This window comes from Nonomuraea glycinis, assembly GCF_035920485.1.
In the GTDB taxonomy this organism is placed as follows: Bacteria; Actinomycetota; Actinomycetes; order Streptosporangiales; family Streptosporangiaceae; genus Nonomuraea; species Nonomuraea glycinis.
Genome location: NZ_CP109166.1, coordinates 2,348,679 through 2,366,060, shown reverse-complemented (window position 1 = coordinate 2,366,060; position 17,382 = coordinate 2,348,679). Strand labels below are relative to the sequence as shown.

At 71.1% G+C, this 17,382-nt stretch carries 14 protein-coding genes; 12 read left to right on the top strand and 2 right to left on the bottom strand.

Going from position 1 to position 17,382, the window contains the following annotated elements; genetic code table 11:
* Positions 1-358 precede the first annotated feature (358 nt).
* From OHA68_RS10855 to OHA68_RS10845, 3 genes are all read left to right on the top strand, one after another.
* Positions 359-2,716 (top strand): glycoside hydrolase family 3 N-terminal domain-containing protein, encoded by a 2,358-nt coding sequence (locus tag OHA68_RS10855; RefSeq protein WP_327107511.1) that lies wholly within the window; start codon positions 359-361, stop codon positions 2,714-2,716.
* Positions 2,700-3,725 carry a LacI family DNA-binding transcriptional regulator gene (locus OHA68_RS10850; protein ID WP_189137992.1) on the top strand — a complete coding sequence of 342 codons (1,026 nt, stop codon included), beginning with the start codon at positions 2,700-2,702 and terminating at the stop codon, positions 3,723-3,725. The genes OHA68_RS10855 and OHA68_RS10850 overlap by 17 nt, the downstream gene beginning before the upstream one ends.
* Before the next feature lie 204 nt (positions 3,726-3,929).
* The gene (locus OHA68_RS10845) at positions 3,930-4,757 is read left to right on the top strand and encodes an alpha/beta fold hydrolase (protein ID WP_327107510.1); all 828 of its coding nucleotides are present in this window, start codon (positions 3,930-3,932) and stop codon (positions 4,755-4,757) included.
* Positions 4,758-4,785: 28 nt separating this feature from the next.
* Here the strand turns inward: OHA68_RS10845 and OHA68_RS10840 are convergent, their stop codons facing one another.
* Entirely contained in the window at positions 4,786-6,981 is a 2,196-nt protein-coding gene (locus tag OHA68_RS10840) for a WD40 repeat domain-containing serine/threonine protein kinase (protein WP_327107509.1), read from the bottom strand.
* Between the two features lie 208 nt (positions 6,982-7,189).
* Here OHA68_RS10840 and OHA68_RS10835 point away from each other — a divergent pair, with 208 nt between their 5' ends.
* Genes OHA68_RS10835 through OHA68_RS10795 form a run of 9 tightly spaced genes read left to right on the top strand, consistent with a single transcriptional unit; the run spans position 7,190 to position 16,110 of the window.
* Complete coding sequence (locus tag OHA68_RS10835; protein WP_327107508.1) at positions 7,190-8,152, top strand: DUF6772 family protein; 963 nt, start codon at positions 7,190-7,192, stop codon at positions 8,150-8,152.
* 8 nt (positions 8,153-8,160) lie between these two features.
* Complete coding sequence (locus tag OHA68_RS10830) at positions 8,161-8,496, top strand: hypothetical protein (RefSeq protein WP_327107507.1); 336 nt, start codon at positions 8,161-8,163, stop codon at positions 8,494-8,496.
* Positions 8,497-8,512: 16 nt separating this feature from the next.
* Positions 8,513-10,057 (top strand): ABC transporter substrate-binding protein, encoded by a 1,545-nt coding sequence (locus tag OHA68_RS10825; RefSeq protein WP_327107506.1) that lies wholly within the window; start codon positions 8,513-8,515, stop codon positions 10,055-10,057.
* Positions 10,058-10,091: 34 nt separating this feature from the next.
* On the top strand, positions 10,092-11,138 hold the full coding sequence (locus OHA68_RS10820; protein ID WP_327107505.1) for a LacI family DNA-binding transcriptional regulator: 1,047 nt from the start codon (positions 10,092-10,094) through the stop codon (positions 11,136-11,138).
* Positions 11,135-12,061 carry an ABC transporter permease gene (locus OHA68_RS10815; RefSeq protein WP_189137998.1) on the top strand — a complete coding sequence of 309 codons (927 nt, stop codon included), beginning with the start codon at positions 11,135-11,137 and terminating at the stop codon, positions 12,059-12,061. Before OHA68_RS10820 ends, OHA68_RS10815 begins: the two co-directional genes overlap by 4 nt.
* Positions 12,058-12,948 (top strand): ABC transporter permease, encoded by an 891-nt coding sequence (locus OHA68_RS10810; protein ID WP_327107504.1) that lies wholly within the window; start codon positions 12,058-12,060, stop codon positions 12,946-12,948. The genes OHA68_RS10815 and OHA68_RS10810 overlap by 4 nt, the downstream gene beginning before the upstream one ends.
* Positions 12,949-12,950: 2 nt before the next feature.
* A complete protein-coding gene (locus OHA68_RS10805; RefSeq protein WP_189138000.1) occupies positions 12,951-13,949 on the top strand; it encodes an ABC transporter ATP-binding protein in 999 nt (332 codons plus the stop codon).
* Positions 13,942-14,922: an ABC transporter ATP-binding protein gene (locus OHA68_RS10800; RefSeq protein WP_327107503.1), complete on the top strand. Its 981-nt coding sequence runs from the start codon at positions 13,942-13,944 to the stop codon at positions 14,920-14,922. Before OHA68_RS10805 ends, OHA68_RS10800 begins: the two co-directional genes overlap by 8 nt.
* A gap of 9 nt (positions 14,923-14,931) precedes the next feature.
* Positions 14,932-16,110, top strand: coding sequence for a phospholipase D-like domain-containing protein (locus OHA68_RS10795; protein ID WP_327107502.1), 1,179 nt, complete (start codon positions 14,932-14,934; stop codon positions 16,108-16,110).
* Between the two features lie 6 nt (positions 16,111-16,116).
* Here OHA68_RS10795 and OHA68_RS10790 read toward each other — a convergent pair whose 3' ends face one another.
* Positions 16,117-17,343: an SRPBCC family protein gene (locus OHA68_RS10790; protein WP_327107501.1), complete on the bottom strand. Its 1,227-nt coding sequence runs from the start codon at positions 17,341-17,343 to the stop codon at positions 16,117-16,119.
* Positions 17,344-17,382: the final 39 nt, after the last annotated feature.

Sequence of the window (17,382 nt, the reverse complement as noted above, 5' to 3'; positions counted from 1 at the left end):
CGTCCACTCCTCAGTGAGCCGGCTATTGAAACATTTACGAAACAGACTGTGGCACGCCAATCTAAGTATCGGCAATTGGTGTGTCAAGACTCCTGCCCAGGGTCTCGAACAGGTCTCGGGAAAACCACGTGTATGGTACTTCCGCCAGGGGGTTGTCCCGGCGATATGGTGTCGAGAGGTTCCCGCCCCGGGTTGCTCACGGCGCCGAAATGTTTCGAAACCCGCGGTGAGAACCATGCCCAAAGGAGAGCAGCAGATGACCGCTCTAGACGCGACCACGCCGGCAGGCCGGGCGCTTCGCCCGTGGCAGGACCCTACTCTTCCTGTTGCCGCCCGGGTCGATGCTCTCCTTGCGGAGATGACCCTTGAGGAAAAGGTGGGCCAGCTCGGCAGCCGTTGGGTCGGCAACGCGATGCGTGCCCAAGAGGACAAACCCGAGCCCGCCATTGATCCCGGCGCCGGCGGCACGCAGAACGTCGCGCCGATGCAGGACGTGTTCGCGGCCTCCCAGGCGGTCCCTTTCGAAGAAGCGGTGCGCGACGGGCTCGGCCATTTGACCCGGGTGTTCGGCAGCGGGCCGGTGAGCGCGCAGGAAGGCGCCGCGGAGGTGGTCAGGCTGCAGCGCACGATCGTGGAGCGCTCCCGGCTGGGCGTCCCCGCGATCGTGCACGAGGAGTGCCTCACCGGCTTCACCGCCTACCGGGCGACCGTCTATCCCGCGGCCATCGCCTGGGGCGCGACGTTCGACCCCGACCTGGTCGAGCGGATGGCCGCCGCGATCGGGCGCGACATGCGCGCCGTGGGCGCGCACCAAGGTCTGTCCCCGGTGCTCGACGTGGTGCGCGACTACCGCTGGGGCCGGGTCGAGGAGACGATGGGGGAGGACCCGCACCTCGTCTCGACGCTCGGCGCCGCCTACGTCCGTGGCCTGGAGAAGGCCGGGATCATCGCCACGCTCAAGCACTTCGCCGGCTACTCCGCCTCGCGGGCGGCCCGCAACCACGGCCCCGTCTCGATGGGCCGCCGCGAGCTGATGGACATGATCCTGCCGCCGTTCGAGGCGGCCATCACGCACGGCGGCGCGCGCTCGGTGATGAACTCCTACTCCGACGTCGACGGCGTCCCCGCCGTGGCCGACTCCTGGCTGCTCACCGACCTGCTGCGCGATGAGTGGGGGTTCACCGGGACCGTCGTCTCCGACTACTGGTCGGTCCCGTTCCTCGCCTCGATGCACCAGGTCGCCGCCGACGTCGCCGAGGCCGGCGCCCTGTCGCTCGCCGCGGGCCTCGACGTGGAGCTGCCCGACACCATCGGTTTCGGCGAGGGCCTGGTCGAGCGGGTGCGCCGGGGTGAGCTGCCCGAGTCCCTGGTGGACCGGGCGGCGCGCCGCCTGCTCACCCAGAAGGTCGAGCTCGGCCTGCTCGACCCGGACTGGACGCCGGAAGGCTCGGTGACCGGGGCCGCCACCGTGGACCTGGACTCGCGGGCCAACCGCGAGCTCGCCCTGGAGATGGCCGAGCGCTCCGTCATCCTGCTCGACGCCGGCAGCACGCTGCCCCTGCTCGGCGAGGGCCGCTCCGCCCCGGGCCGGATCGCCGTCGTCGGCCCCTGCGCGGACGACCCGCACACCTTCATGGGCTGCTACGCCTTCCCCAACCACGTGCTGCCCCGCCATCCCGAGCTCGGGATGGGCATCGAGGCGCCCAGCGTCCTCGACGCGCTGCGCACGGAGCTGCCGGACAGCGCCATCGTGCACGAGCGCGGCTGCGACGTGCGCGACGGGGACCGCTCCGGCTTCGCCGCCGCGGTGGCCGCCGCGCGGGAGTCGGACCTGTGCGTCGCCGTCGTCGGCGACCGGGCCGGCATGTTCGGGCTGGGCACCTCGGGCGAGGGCTGCGACGCCGACGACCTGCGCCTGCCCGGCGTGCAGGCGGACCTGCTCGCCGAGCTCGCCGCCACCGGCACGCCCGTCGTCGTGGTGGTCGTCTCCGGCCGTCCGTACGCCCTGGGCGAGGTGCATGCCGAGGCCGCCGCGCTGGTCCAGGCGTTCATGCCCGGCGAGGAAGGCGGGGCGGCGATCGCCGGCGTCCTGTCCGGCCGCGTCCAGCCGGTGGGCAAGCTGCCCGTACAGATCCCTCAGGGGCCGGGCGGGCAGCCGGGCACCTACCTGCAGCCGCCGTTGGGCGCCAATAGCAAGGGCATCAGCAACCTCGACCCGACCCCGCTGTTCCCGTTCGGCCACGGCACCTCCTACACCACGTTCGAGGTCGACGACCTGCGGATCAGCGACACCGAGGTGTCCACCGACGGCGAGTTCACCGCCTCCGTACGGGTCCGCAACACCGGCGGGCGGGCCGGTGAGGAGGTCGTGCAGCTCTACCTGCACGACGTCCTCGCCCAGGTGACCCGGCCGGTCAAGCAGCTGACCGGGTTCGCGCGGGTCCGGCTGGCGCCGGGGGAGAGCGCCGACGTACGCTTCCACGTGCACACGGACCGGACCGCCTTCACCGGGCGGGACCTGCGGCGGATCGTCGAGCCTGGGGACGTCGAGGTGCTCGTCGGCACCTCGGCGGGCGACCTGCCGTGCCAGGGGGTCGTACGGCTGACCGGCCCGACGCGCGCCGTCGGGCACGACCGGCGGCTCATCACCCCGGTGGACGTGAGCCCGGCCGCGGCGGCCGGGCGACAGGAGGGCGCAGATGCCGGTCAGTCCTAGGCGCGCCACACTGGCGACCGTCGCCGCATCGGCCGGGGTGTCGGTCGCGACGGTCTCCAAGGTGCTCAACGGCCGCAGCGACGTGGCGCCGGCGACCCGCTCGCTGGTGCAGTCGCTGCTGCAGCGGCACGACTATGTCGCGCCGTCGCCGCGACGCGCGAAGGCCATGACCCTGTCCACGGTCGAGGTGCAGTTCGACGTGGATCTCAACGCCTACTCCACCGAGATCATCCAGGGCGCGGTGGAGGCCGGGGCCGAGGTCGGCGTCGGGGTCGTGGTGAGCATCCGCCGGGACTCGGACCGTACCGCCGCCTGGGCCCGTGATCTGATGGCCGCGGGCCGCAAGGCGCTGATCGCGGTGACCAGCGAGCTGACCTCGGGGCAGTTGTCGGCGGTGTCGCGGGCGCACCTGCCGCTGGTGGTGATCGACCCGCTGAACCTGCCGCGGGCCCGGATGACCAGCGTCGGATCGACCAACTTCGCGGGTGGCCTGGCCGCCACCCAGCATCTGCTCTCCCTCGGCCACCGCCGCATCGCCTATATCGGCGGTCCGGCGACGGCCGCGTGCAACCAGGCGCGGCTGCACGGCTACCGGGCCGCCATGGAGGCCGAGGGGGTGCCGGTGCTGCCCGACTATGTGCAGACAGGACACTTTCGGTACACGTACGGGGTGGCGGCCGCCGCTACCCTGCTCGACCTGCCGGAGGCGCCGACCGCGATCTTCGCGGGCAGTGACGAGACCGCGCTCGGCGTCATGGAGGCCGCCCGGGGACGTGGCCTGCGCATTCCCGAGGACCTGAGCATCGTGGGCTTCGACGACACCCAGCTCGCCCCGCGGGCCTCCCCGCCGCTGACCACGGTCCGTCAGCCGCTGCGGGAGATGGGCAAGGTCGCCCTGCGTACGGCGCTGCGGCTGGCCGCCACCGAGAAGATCGACTCTCACCACGTCGAGCTCGCCACCGAGCTGATCGTCCGCGGCTCGACCGCCCCCGCCGCCCCCGACGCCTGAGCCCCTGACGTCCCGCCCGCCTGAGCCCTTGCCGTCCCGCCCGCCTGAGCCGTCGCCGCGTTTGGGCTGTCGCCGGTCCCCGCGCCGCCCGGAGCGCCCGGAGGGCGTCATCGGTGAGCGGTCCGGATGGTGCGGTGAGCTGCCTTGCCTGGAGTCCCAGCCAGGACTATAACTAATGCTTTGAAGGCACTGGAGGCATTAGAAATGAACATTCCCGAGGTACGGCACGCGTTCGTGGACGTCGACGGAGTGCGGGTCTTCTACCGGGAGGCGGGCCCGGCCGACGCGCTGCCGGTGTTGCTGCTGCACGGCTTCCCGTCGGGCTCACATCAGTACAGGCGGCTGATGGACGCGCTCGGCGACCGGCACCGGCTGATCGCCCCCGACTATCCGGGCTTCGGGCACACCGAGACGCCCGAGGGGTTCACGTACACCTTCGACCGGCTGGCCGACGTGGTCGAGGGCTTCGTCGAGCGGCTCGGGCTGACCCGCTTCGTGCTGTACGCCTTCGACTTCGGCGGGCCGGTCGGCTTCCGGCTGGCCACCCGGCACCCCGAGTGGATCGCCGGCCTCATCGTGCAGAACGCCAACGCCTACGAAGAGGGCCTGTCCGACCTGGCCAGGCAGCTGATCCCGCATCCCACGGAGGAGCTGTTCTCGCTGCCGGTGACCCGCGGCCAGTACGAAGGCGGAGTGGCCGACGCCGCGCTGATCGCGCCCGACGGCTGGACCCTGGACCAGCACTTCCTCGACCTGCCCGGCCGCAAGCAGGCCCAGCTGGCGTTGGCCGAGAACTACGGCGCCAACGTCGAGCTCTACCCGGTCTGGCAGGCGTGGCTGCGCGAGCACCGGCCCAGGACCCTGATCGTCTGGGGCCGGGGCGACGCCTTCTTCCCCGAGCCGGGGGCCCACGCCTACCTGCGTGATCTGCCGGACGCCGAGCTGCACGTGCTCGACACCGGCCACTTCGCCCTGGAGGACAAGCTCCCCGAGATCGCCCCCCTCATCGACCGCTTCCTCCGGGACGATTGACGACGGCGTCCTCGGTCCGGTCGCGGTGTCACTCCGAGCCGAGGCTCCAGGCGTGCAGTGCCTGCTGTTCGTCGGCGCCCACGATGACCGGCAGGCCGCCGAGCTCGCTCAGGGCCAAGGCGCGGATCTCGCCGCCGGCGTCGGGGCCGAGGACGCCGACGATGTCGCCGTCGTCCAGGTCCCAGACCCGGACGATGACGTCGCCGCCGAACGGGGTGTGCGCGACGGCCGCGATGGGCTGGTCGCCGATCTGGCCCGCGACCAGGGCGGAGGTGCCTCGGTCGTCGGGGCTCTGGCCGCTGAAGGTCCACTTCTTGCGGCGCTTGCCGGTGGCCAGGTCGTACACGCGCAGGGTGGCGTCGAGGTGGGTGGAGACCAGGACGTCCTTGCCCTTGGCCCGGCCGCAGGCCAACCGCTCGATGCCGCCGACCTCGCCGGTGTGGAAGGAGCGCATGAGCTTGCCGGTCGACAGCCGCCACACCCGGACCCGGTTGCCGCCGGAGCCGGTGACCAGCACGTCCTGTTCGCCGAGCCTGCCGAAGGTCAGGCCGTGGATGCCCTGGAAGTGGTCCTTGATCGTGGCGCCGATCTGCTTGCCGGTGGCGATGTCCCAGAGCCGTACGACGCTGTACAGGTCGGTCAGACCGTCGTACTTCTGCGTGACCGCGACCGCCTTTCCGCCGGCGACCGTGACGGCGAGGACGGGGTCGCCGGCCCGGTGCGTGCCCAGGCTCTCGCCTGTCACGGTCCACAGCCGCATTCTGCCGTCGGAGTGACCGGAGGCGACCACCGTCTTCCCGTCGAGCTCGCCGGTCGCCACCGAGGTCACCGCCGCGCCGCCGTCGCCCAGCCGGGTGACCTCCGTCGCGCCCAGCTCCCAGGCGAGCACCACGCCCTTCTTCGTCCCGCAGCCGACGGTGCCGCCCGTGGCGGCCAGCGCCGTCGCCTGGCTGCCTCCGGGCAGGGAGACGGGCTCCTTGACCGCCGTGCCGAAGGGCTCGGCCGTGGGCGTGGCCGTCGGCGTAGCGGCGGTCGTGGTCACGGCGGAGGCCGTCGGAGTGCCGGGCTGCTGTACGCCGCCGCGCGGCTGAAGCTCCTTACCGTCCGCCCCGGGGGTGCCGCCGGCCGGCCGGAAGACAGCGAAAGCGGAGACCGCCATCGCGGCGGTGGCCGCGACGCCCCCGCTGATCAGAGCCCGGCGACTGACCGGCCTGGCCCGCCTGGGCGGCGCGGTCGTAACCTCCGGCAGAGGTACGGACGCGGGCCCCGACGGCGCCCCCGGCTGCCGACCCCCCTGAGGCTGACCCATGGGCCCCGGCTGCCGGCCGGTGTGAGACCGCCCCATCGGGCCTGACTGCCGGCCGGGTTGGGGATGGGTCGGTGGGGGTTGATCGGGGTGGAGTTGGATCGGTGTTCCTGGCTGTTGTCTGATCAGCCGTTGTAAGAGGTCGGCCGTGTTCGGGCGGGCCGCCGGGTCCTTGGCCAGGCATGCCTGGATGGGCTCCAGCAGGTGCGGCGGCACGCCGGTGAGGTCGGGGGAGCCGCTCAGCACGGCGTGCACGACGGCGGGCACCCTCTCGGCCGCGAAGGCGGGCCGTCCGGTGGCGGCGAACACCATCGTGCCCGCCCAGCTGAAAAGGTCGGACTCGGGCCCGATCCGCTCGCCCCTGAACTGCTCGGGCGACATGTAGGTAGGGGTGCCGACCGGCCCCGAGGCGCGCGTGGTGGCGTCGAGCGCCTTGGCGATCCCGAAGTCGATGACGATCGGGCCTTCCGGGCCGATCAGCACATTGCCCGGCTTGAAGTCGCGGTGCACGATCCCGGCCTGGTGGATGGCGGCCAGCGCGGTCAGGGTGGAGATCGCGAGCCGGTCCAGCCCGCCCCCGGTCCGCGGCCCCGAGGTCCGGACGAGCGCCTGCAGGGTCTCGCCGGCGACGTACTCACTCACGATGTACGGCCGGTCGCCCAGCATGCCGACGTCCAGCACGGCCGCCGTGCAGAAGGCGGCCACCCGGCGCGCCGCCTCGACCTCGCGCATGAAGCCCTTGGCGACGTCGTCGTCGTGGCTCAGGTGGCTGTGCAGCAGCTTGATGGCCACGTCGCGGCCGTTCTCGCCGGCCCCCAGGTAGACCACGCCCTGCCCGCCGGAGCCGAGCACACCGGTGAGGCGATAACCGTTGATCCGCTCGGGATCGCCGGGCCCAAGTGGGCGTACATCCGGCATCCCACGTCCTTTCTCGGATCTCTCAGCACTTCACACGATAAGGGGCGCGCGTCGGCTCCGGAAGGGGAGCCTCGCGCGCCCGCGAGCCGGGCGAAGGCCCTTGACAGGCTCGGACGGGGGAGTTAGCGTCCTCGAAACCCGGAATTAACGTTCACGTGAACGTTAATGCTGGAGACGGAAATCGTCTAGAAGAAGGAGCCAACTGAGCGTGGAGACCACCCATGTTCCGGCTGACGACCTTCGCCGCGCACTGATCGCGGCGGATCCGAGACTTTCCAAGTTCAACCCGTTGCCCCGGATTCTCGCCTACGACGAGTTCAACACCGGAACACACGGCTGGTGCGAACTCATCGGAAATCACGACGGCCACGGGAACCTCGACACCGTGGACGTCCACATGCGCGACTTCCGGCCGCCGCAGCTCAGCGCGTGCGACTTCTTCGACATCGGCACCCACGGCGCGATGAGCGGCAACTACGCGCTCAAGATCGCCACCCGGCCGGTGACCGGGCACACCGCCGTCGCGATCCGCCGGCTGACCATGGCCCAGCGCGGGGTCATCCAGTTCGAGACCTACTTCACGTACAAGGGCGAGGCCGCGACCGAGGAGTCGTCGCTCGGCAACAGCTTCGGCGACGTGGAGTGGGACGGCAACCTGCACCCGTCGGAGGCCCAGTTCGGCGCGTTCACCGTGGCCACGGACCTGTGCGACGGCGACGGCATCCGCTATCACTGCGTCGCCCGCTACCAGAACACCGACCTGGACAACAAGTTCACCCGGCGCTGGATCTACCCGACCGTCCCGGAGCCGACCCCCCGCGAGAACCTGCACAACCAGGAGAACCTGTCGCCCACCGAGGACTTCACGGCCCCTGATCCCAAGGACTGGCGCCCGATCGACGACAAGCCCCAGTACCTCTGCTACAACGAGGTCCCGACCAAGGTCAATTGGCACTACCTGCGCTGGCAGTTCGACACCCGCACCCGGACGAACATCGAGCTCCAGGTGAACGATCGGGTCATGGACATGCGGCACGTCCCGGTCCCGCAGTACGCGGACAAGTACGAAGGGCTGGAGAACCTGCTGAATTTCTATGTCAGCGTGCGAACCCATTCTCCGGTCCGCAATTTCCTTTTCCTCGACTCCGCACTTATCTCCGTGGATTGGTGACACCGGAAATGAAGCATGCTCTCACCGCTGTTCTGGAGCGCAACACCACTTTCACCGCTGATTTCGCCACCGAGCCGTACGAGGCCGGGTGGGCGAGGGAGGCTCGCTGGTTCGTGCGGACCCTGGCGCTGGAGGGCGAGGAGCCCCACCTGCACCTGACCACCCAGGTCTCCCCGGACGGGCTGCACTGGTGCGACGACGAGACCCCCATGCAGGTGACGACCGAGCCGGGCCTGGTGACCTGGCGGGTCCAGGAGTTCGGCCACTGGCTGCGGCTGCGGGCCACGCTGCGCGGGGGCGACCCCAAGGCGAAGGTCCAGATCTATCTGGCCCTCAAGAGCTGACGGAAGGAGACCGGACATGGGACCGATGGAGGGGTTGGGCAGGCGGCGCTTCCTGGCCATGCTCGGGGCCGGAGCCGCGGGCGTCTCGCTTCCCACGCTGGTAGCGGGATGCGCGCCCGGCGGCTCCGGAACCGGCCCGGCGGCGGGCGGCAGCCGGCCGCTCAGCGCGGCTTTCTACCAGGCGATCAACGACCTCGATCCGCACGGCGCGAGCGCGGTCGACGAGGCGTCGCTGCTGGCCAACCGGCAGATCTACGACACGCTGGTCGGCCGGGACGGCGACAAGCCGGCCCCCCGTCTGGCCACGTCCTGGCAGCAGCCCGACGACAGGACATGGGAGTTCACGCTGCGCGACGGCGTCACCTTCCACGACGGCACGAAGCTGACCTCGGCCGATGTGAAGGCGTCGCTGGACCGGCTGGCCAAGTCGGACGGCCCGCAGAAGCCGCTGTGGTCCATGATCGACACGATCGAGGCCCCCGATCCGCTCACCGTCCGGATCACCACCACCGACCCTCTCGGCACCCTGCTGGCCAACCTGACCCTCGCCTTCATCCTCCCCGCCGCCCGCATGGGCGAGGCCGGCTTCTTCCGCAAGCCCATCGGCAGCGGCCCGTTCGCCGTCAAGTCGTTCACCCCGTCCGCCCAGCTCCTGCTGGAGCCCGCCAAGAGCCACTGGGCCGGCGCGTCCAAGCTCCCCGGCCTGCGCCTGCCGTACATCCCCGAGGCGTCGACCCGGATGACCTCGCTGCAGAACGGCGAGGTGGACGTCACGTGGATCATCCCGCCGGACGAGCTGAAGCGGCTGCAGGGCGTGGACGGCCTGCGGATCGAGAGCGAGCCGGGCCTCAACTACTTCCTCACCTGGTTCAACTGCGGACGCGAGCCCTTCTCCGACCCCCGCGTCAGGCGCGCGCTGCACCACGCGCTGGACCTGAAGAGCATCGTCTCCAACCTGTACGGCGACGCCGCGACCGTCATGGACGCCCCGATCCCGCCCGCGGTCTTCGGCCACGCCCCCCAGCAGCCCTACGCATATGACCCCGACCTGGCCAAGAAGGAGCTGGCCGAGGCCGGGCACGCCGACGGCATCAAGACCTCGCTGATGTGGTTCAAGGACACCGGGCCCCTCGCGACCGAGCTGGCGCAGTCGATCATCTCGGCCTGGGCGAAGGTGGGCGTCATCGTGGAGCCGCAGCAGATCGAGAAGGCCGCCTGGATCAAACGGCTGACCGCCCTCGACTGGGACATCGAGCTGCAGGTGAACACGGTGACCACCGGAGACGCCGACTACACCCTGGGCAGGCTCTACACCAGCGAGGCCAACCGGATGGGCTACAAGAACAAGGAGCTCGACGGCATCCTGACCGAGGCCCGCACGACCTCCGACCAGGAGCGGCGCAAGTCGCTCTACGGCCGGGCATGCGAGATCATCTGGCGGGACGCGGTCGGCGTCTTCCCGGCGGCCCTGGCGGCCACGTACGGTCTGCGCTCGACGGTCCAGCAGTTCGTCCCGGTGGCGAACAGCCAGCCGGAGTTCCGCGCGGTGACCACGTCCTGATGGGCCCGCACGACCCGACCAGCTTGGGGACACCATGCGCCGTACGACCTTGAGGGACATCGCCGAGAGCCTGGGCGTGTCGGTCAACACCGTCTCGCGCGCGCTGGCCGACAAGGACAGCGTCAGCGTGGAGACCAGGGACCGCGTCAAGGCCGAGGCCGAGCGGCTCGGCTACGTGCCGAACTCCACGGCGCGGTCCCTGGTGCTGGGTTCGGCGACGACGCTCGGGATGGTCATGACCAACCCGTCCAACCCGTTCTACGCGCAGCTCATCAGCGGCATGGAGCAGCACTGCCGCAAGCACGGCTACTCGTTGCTGCTCATGGCGACGGAGGAGAGCCTGGCCAACGAGCGGCGCGCGGCCGAGGAGCTGCTGCGCCGTGGCGTGGACGGAGTGCTCGTGGTGGCGGTGCAGGAGGGCGCGGACCACTGGCGGCGCTTCCGCTCGGCGGGAGTGCCCGTCGTCCTGATCAACCGTGACCTGCCGGAGCTGAACACCGATCTGGTGGGCGTCGACCACGTCCAGGGCGGCTACGAGGCCGCCCGGCACGCCATCGCCCAGGGAGCCCGCAAGATCTACTTCCTGGAGGAGGACCTGGGCGTCTCGTCGGTCACCGACCGGGTCGAGGGCTACCGCCGGGCCATGGCGGACAGCGGCCTGCGCATCGAGCCGGACAGCATGATGAAGGTGCCGACCCGGCGGCTGGAGCAGAGCGCCATGCCCTGGGACCCGCGCGAGGCCTATCGGCTGGCGCGGGAGGTGCTGCTGAGCGAGCGGCGGCGGCCGACGGCCTTCGTGGCGGGCAACGACTACTTCGCGCTCGGCGTGTACCGGGTGGCCAACGAGGAGGGTCTCCGCATTCCGGACGACGTGCTCGTGATCGGCTACGGCGGCGACCCATTCGCGCCGTACGTCATACCGTCGCTGACCACGGTGGAGCTGCCCGCGGCCGAGATCGGCCTGTCCGCGGTCGAGCACATGCTCCGGCGGCTCAAGCGGCGCCCGGCGGACGGCGCGCCGGAGAAGATCCTCTTCCCGCCCCGGCTGGTCGCCCGGGCATCGAGCGGAGGCGGCGCATGACCGCGTTCGTCGGACGCCGGCTGGCCCAGGCCCTGCTGCAGATCTGGGGCGCCATCACCATCGTCTTCATCGCGCTGCGCGTGCTCCCCGGGGACCCGGCCGAGCTGATCCTGGGCAGCCAGGCCACGCCCGAGCAGCTCGCCGAGCTGCGCGCCGAGCTCGGTCTCGACGATCCGCTGCCGGCGCAGTACATCAGCCACCTTCAGGACGTCGTACGGCTCGACTTCGGCGACTCGTGGCGGCAGGGCGTGGCCGCGCTCGACGCCTGCCTGGAACGGCTCGGGCCCACGCTGGTGCTGTCGGCCTGGGCCATGATCATCACGGTGGTCCTCGGCTTCGTCGCCGGCTCCTACGCGGCCCGCCACGCCAACACCGCCATCGACCATCTGATCTCGGTGACCTCACTGGTCGGCCAGGCGCTGCCGCCCTTCTGGATCGGCATCATGCTGTCGCTCATCTTCGCGCGCATGCTGCAGATCCTGCCCAGCACGGCGGACGGGTCGATGGCGAGCCTTCTGCTGCCGGCCCTCACCCTCGCCCTACCGTTCGTCGGCTGGCTGGGCCGCCTCGTGCGCACCGGGATCCTGGAGGAGATGAACCAGGACTACGTCCGCACGGCGCACGCCAAGGGCCTGAGCCACCGGGTGGTCTTCTACATCCACGTGCTGCGCAACACCCTGGTCCCCATCGTGACGATGCTCGGGCTGCTGATGGGCTACTTCATCGCCAACGGCGTCATCGTCGAGGTGATCTTCGCCTGGCCCGGGATCGGCTCGCTGCTGGTGGACTCCATCACCTTCCGCGACTACGCCGTGGTCGAGGCCATCCTGACAGTGATCACCCTCTGCTACATCGTGCTCAATCTGATCGTGGACGTGCTCTACGCGTACCTCGATCCCCGGATCCAGCTGGAGAACGCATGACGGCGGTGCGAACCACGCCCGGCCGGAGCGGCGGGCCGGCACCGGTGCTGCGACGACTGGCCGCTCTGCCACTGCGCGCGCACCTCGCCATCGGGACGGTGCTGGTGTTCGTGGTCGCGGGGCTGCTCGGACCACTGATCAAGCCGTACGACTCCGCGCGCACCAGCCCGCCGGACCGGCTGCTGCCCCCGGGGGCCCGGCTGTCCGACGGCGCGGTCGCCTGGCTCGGCACCGACCAGGTGGGGCAGGACATCCTGGCCGAGGTGCTGGCGGGCATGCGGACCTCGTTGACCGTGGCCCTGGTCACCGTGCTCGTGGGCGGCTCGGTCGGCCTGTTCCTCGGCCTGGTCGCGGGCTACTTCGGCGGCTGGGCGGACGGCATCATCTCCCGGGTCGGCGACATCCAGCTCGCCTTCCCCAGCCTGCTGCTCGCCATCCTCCTGGCCGGAGTACTCGGCCCGAGCATGGTGAACGTGATCATCGCCCTGGCGGTGACCCGTTGGGTGATCTTCGCCCGGGTGGTGCGAGGGTCCGCGATCGCCGTGCGCGACCGGGAGTTCGTGGATTCGGCGCGGGTGATGGGCGCCTCGCACGGGCGGATCCTGCTGCACTACATCCTGCCCTCGTGCCTGCCGCCGCTGCTCGTGGCAGCGACCGTACAGGTGGGACTGACCATGGTGGCCGAGGCGTCGCTGAGCTTTCTCGGCCTCGGGGTGCCGTCGTCCCAGGCGTCCTGGGGATCGACGATCGCCGAGGGCCGCGACTACCTGGCCTCCGCCTGGTGGATCGCCGCGGTGCCCGGCGCGGCCCTGGCCCTGGTGGTCGTGAGCATCGGGATCCTCGGTGACCTGCTTCGCGACACTTCCGATCCGATGACGGAGCTCTGACGATGACCGGAGTACTGCTGCAGGTCGACGACCTGGCCGTGGAGTTCGACACGCCGAAAGGCCCGCTGCGTGCGGTGCGGGGCGTGTCCTTCCAGGTCGGCGAGGGCGAGACGCTGGCGATCGTGGGCGAGTCCGGCAGCGGCAAGAGCGTGACCGCGCACACGCTGATGGGCCTGGTGCCGCTGCGGGCGCGCATCGTCTCGGGACGTGTCACGATCGAGGGCCGCGACGTCACCGGGCTCTCGGACAAGGAGTGGCGCGAACTCCGCGGCGAGCGGATCGCGATGATCTTCCAGGACCCGCTGAGCGCGCTGAACCCGTCGCTGACCGTGGGATACCAGATCGCCGAGATGTTCCGCAGGCACCGCCGCCTCGGCCGCAAGGAGTCCCGGCGCCTGGCCGTGGGCCTCATGGAGCAGGTGGGCATCCCGGACGCCGAGCGGCGCCTGGACGATCACCCGCACCGCTTCTCCGGCGGGATGCGCCAGCGCGTGATGATCGCGATAGCGCTCGCCCTCGACCCCCGGCTGCTCATCGCCGACGAGCCGACCACCGCGCTGGACGTCACCGTGCAGGCGCAGATCCTCAGGCTGCTGCGGCAGCGGCAGCGCGCCGACCGGCTCGGCATGATCATCATCAGTCACGACCTGGGGGTGGTCGCCCGAGCGGCCGACCGGGTGGCGGTCATGTACGCGGGCCGCATCGTCGAGACGGGCACCGTGGCCGAGGTGTACGAGCGTCCCGCCCACCCCTACACCCTGGGCCTGATGCGGGCGGTGCCCACGCCGCGCGACGGCGGAGCTCCGCTGGAGGCGATCGACGGCCAGCCCCCCGACCTCCTGGCGCCGCCGGACGGCTGCGCCTTCCATCCGCGCTGCCCCTTCGCCCGGGACAAGTGCCGGGAGGTGGACCCCGAGCAGCACGAGCTGGGGCCGCGCCGGGCCAGCGCCTGCCACTTCGCCGAGGAGGTGATGACGGGTGTCCACACCGGTCATGGATGAGCCGATCCTGGAGCTGAACGACCTGGTCACCAGCTACCGGCTCACGCGCGGGATCGGCCGCTCAGGCGGCGAGGTCCGGGCCGTCGCCGGGGTGAGCCTCACCGTGCGGGCGGGCGAGACCGTGGGCCTGGTCGGTGAGTCCGGCTGCGGCAAGTCCACGGTCGCGCGAACCATCGTCGGCCTGGTGCGCCCGTCGAGCGGCCGGGTGCTGTTCGAGGGCCGCGACCTGTCGACGCTACCGGCCCAGGAGATGCGCCTGCTCAGGCAGGACATCCAGCTGATCTTCCAGGACCCGTACGCCTCGCTCAACCCGCGGATGACCGTGGCGGCGCTGCTCAAGGAGCCCTGGCGGATCCATCGCGGGCTGGTGCCACGTGAGCGGTGGGACGAGGAGGTGCGGAGCCTGCTGGACCGCGTCGGCCTGCGCGCCGAGCACGCCGACCGCTACCCGCACCAGTTCTCCGGCGGCCAGCGGCAGCGCATCGCCATCGCCCGCGCCCTGGCCGTGCGACCCCGGCTGATCGTCTGCGACGAGTCGGTGTCCGCCCTCGACGTCTCCGTCCGGGCGCAGATCCTCAACCTGCTCAAGGACCTGCAACGCGATCTCGGCGTCGCCTACCTGTTCATCTCCCATGACCTCGGAGTGGTCCGCCACATCTGCGACCGGGTCGCCGTGATGTATCTCGGCAAGATCGTCGAGGTCGGCTCGAAGGACAGCGTCTACCGGAACCCCTCGCACCCGTACACGCAGGCTCTGCTGTCCGCGGCGCCGAGCCTCGACGACTGGAGGGACGACGAGCGGAGGGAGATCGTCCTCGGGGGAGATGTTCCCTCCCCGTTGTCCCCGCCTTCGGGCTGCCGTTTCCGAACTCGCTGCTGGCAGGCCCAGGATCGCTGCCGGGAGGAGGAACCGGTGCTGATCGAGCGCGACACGGATCACCCGGTCGCCTGCCATTTCCCCGCCCCTTCATAAGGAGTCACCATGCCCCGCAGATTACTGACCGTGTTGGCGGCCACCGCCGTGGCCATGCCGGTGCTCGGCCTGAGCGGCTCCGCCACGGCGAGTGCCGGCGCCTGTGCCGACGCGCCCGAGGCGCCGGTGTCGGCCGGCGCGGTCTTCAGCGAGCCGGTCGGCGGTGACCCGGTCGCGATCGTCCGGAAGATCTGCGCCCTGGTCAAGCAGACCCCCGCCGGCGCGCGCATCCAGGTCGCCCACTTCGTCATGTCCGGCACCGCGGGCACCGAGTTCGCCGACGAGCTCATCAAGGCGCACCAGCGCGGCGTCAAGGTGCAGGTCATCCTGGACGGTGACACCCGCGGCGGCGTGGTGGCGGCGCAGTTGGCGAGCGGGCTGGGCACGGACCGGTCGGCCGCCTCATGGCTGCACGTCTGCACCGGCCCGATGTCGGGCGGCACGGCCGCCTGCATCGGCGACAAGGGGCAGCACAACAAGTTCTACCTGTTCTCGAAGACCGGCGACGCCTCGAACGTGGTGGTGCAGTCTTCGGCCAACCTCACCGACCTGAACTCCTCGACGTACTGGAACAACGCGGTCGTCCTGCCCGGCAACAAGCGCCTCTACCAGGCCTACGACGGCTACTTCGAGGACCTGGCGGCGGAGCGGAAGAACCTCGACTACTACCGCGTGGTCAACACCGGAGCCGCGGGCGGGTCCGTACGGGTGCACTTCTTCCCCAAGGCCGGCACCGCCGACCCCATCGTCGAGTACCTCGACAAGGTCTCCTGCAAGGGCGGCCGCACGACCGTCCGGGTCGGGATGTCGGAGTGGGACACCTACCGCATCGCGATCCCCGCGAAGCTGCGCGACCTGGCCGCCCAGGGCTGCACGGTCAAGGTCGTCTCCGGCATCATGGACGACGAGGTCAAGCAGGTCCTGCTGAGCGAGCCGCGCGTCGAGCTGCGCACCCTCGGCACCGGTGGCGCGCTGCCCGGCCGCGTCCACTCGAAGTACCTCCTCGTCGAGGGCTCCTACGATGGTGAGCGTGACGCCCACTGGGTCTTCACGGGCAGCCACAACTACAACCTGACCTCCCTGCGCCGCAACGACGAGGCCCTTCTGCGACTCAACAACAAGACCGTCTACCGGCAGTACGTGGCCAACTTCGACACCATGCGCGCGGCAGCCGTCTCGGTGACCTGACGAGCCTCAGGTCCGGACGGGCTGGGTGGCGCGGGCCTCGGCGTACGACTTCAGCCGCATCAGGTCCTGCTTCATCCGGTGCGCCGGGTTCGCGCCGAGCATCGCCGCGATGGCATGACCGACCGCGCCCGCCACCGGGTTGTACGTCAACCGCACCTGGACCCGGGTCCGGCCACCGGGCTCGGGCATCAGGCGGATCGCGCCGGTGTGCGCGACGAGCTGGCCCTCGGTGGTCTTCCAGGCGATCTCCCGGTTCTCCTGGCGCTTGGTCTCCACGGCGTCGAAGCGGACCGGCACCCCCGCCGGTCCCGCGATCGTCCAGTGCGACAGGCGGCCGTCCGCGCTGCGGCGGATCTCGCGGACGTCGGGCATGAGCTTGGCGAAGACGGTGTAGTCGCTCACCAGCGGCCAGATCTGCTCGATCGGCGCCCCGATGGAGATGGCGTCGTCGAGGTCCACGGCCCGCCGGCCGGCGGTGATCCCGGTGATCCGCTTCATCGGCAGGTTCGTCGCGGCCCGCACGGCCAGCGCGCCGCCCGCGCAGCGGGCCATCCAGCGGATCGGCCCCGGCAGCCGCCTGGCCATGCTCAAGATCGTCACTGCGCCGGCTCCCGCCAGCAGCCGGGTGGTCGGCGCCCAGCGCTCCTGCAGCAGCTCGGGGGTGGGTCGACGCGGCCGGCCGCCCTGCAGCCGCGGCACGTCGGCCGCGTCACGGTGCACGCTCCAGGACGGCTCCACCCGCCGGACGCCCGGGATGTGGCGGATCCCCCGTTGCGCGTGCTCGGCCTCCCCGGCGAGCACCTCGCCGGCCAGGGCCACCACGCCGTCGGCCACCGAGATCTCCACGGCATGCGCATGCGTGACGTGCCGGCCCAGCTCCGCGCGTACCCGCTCGTGCAGGACGCGGTCGTCGGCGGAGCCGCCCCTGATCCGGTAGCGCGCGCCGGCCACCACCCCGCGGCCGCGGTTGCCGGCGTCCCGCGCCAGCACGCCGAGCCCGTCCTGCAGCTCGTGGGTGGCGTGCGAGGCCTGGTCGCGCAGGTGCGCCCGGCGGGTGTGCCCGCGCTGCGGATCGAGCAGGTACGCGACAGCCGCCCCCGCGCACCCGCCGGCCACCATCAGACCCGCGATCCGGAACCGGGACGGCCCCTCCTGGATGACCACGAGATCGGCCCACGTGGTGCGACGCTGATCAGCGGCCATGGTCATCAACCCCTTGCGCTCGGACTTCACAGCGCGTCCCTACCCAGACCCGGGCAAGCCGTTGGCCAC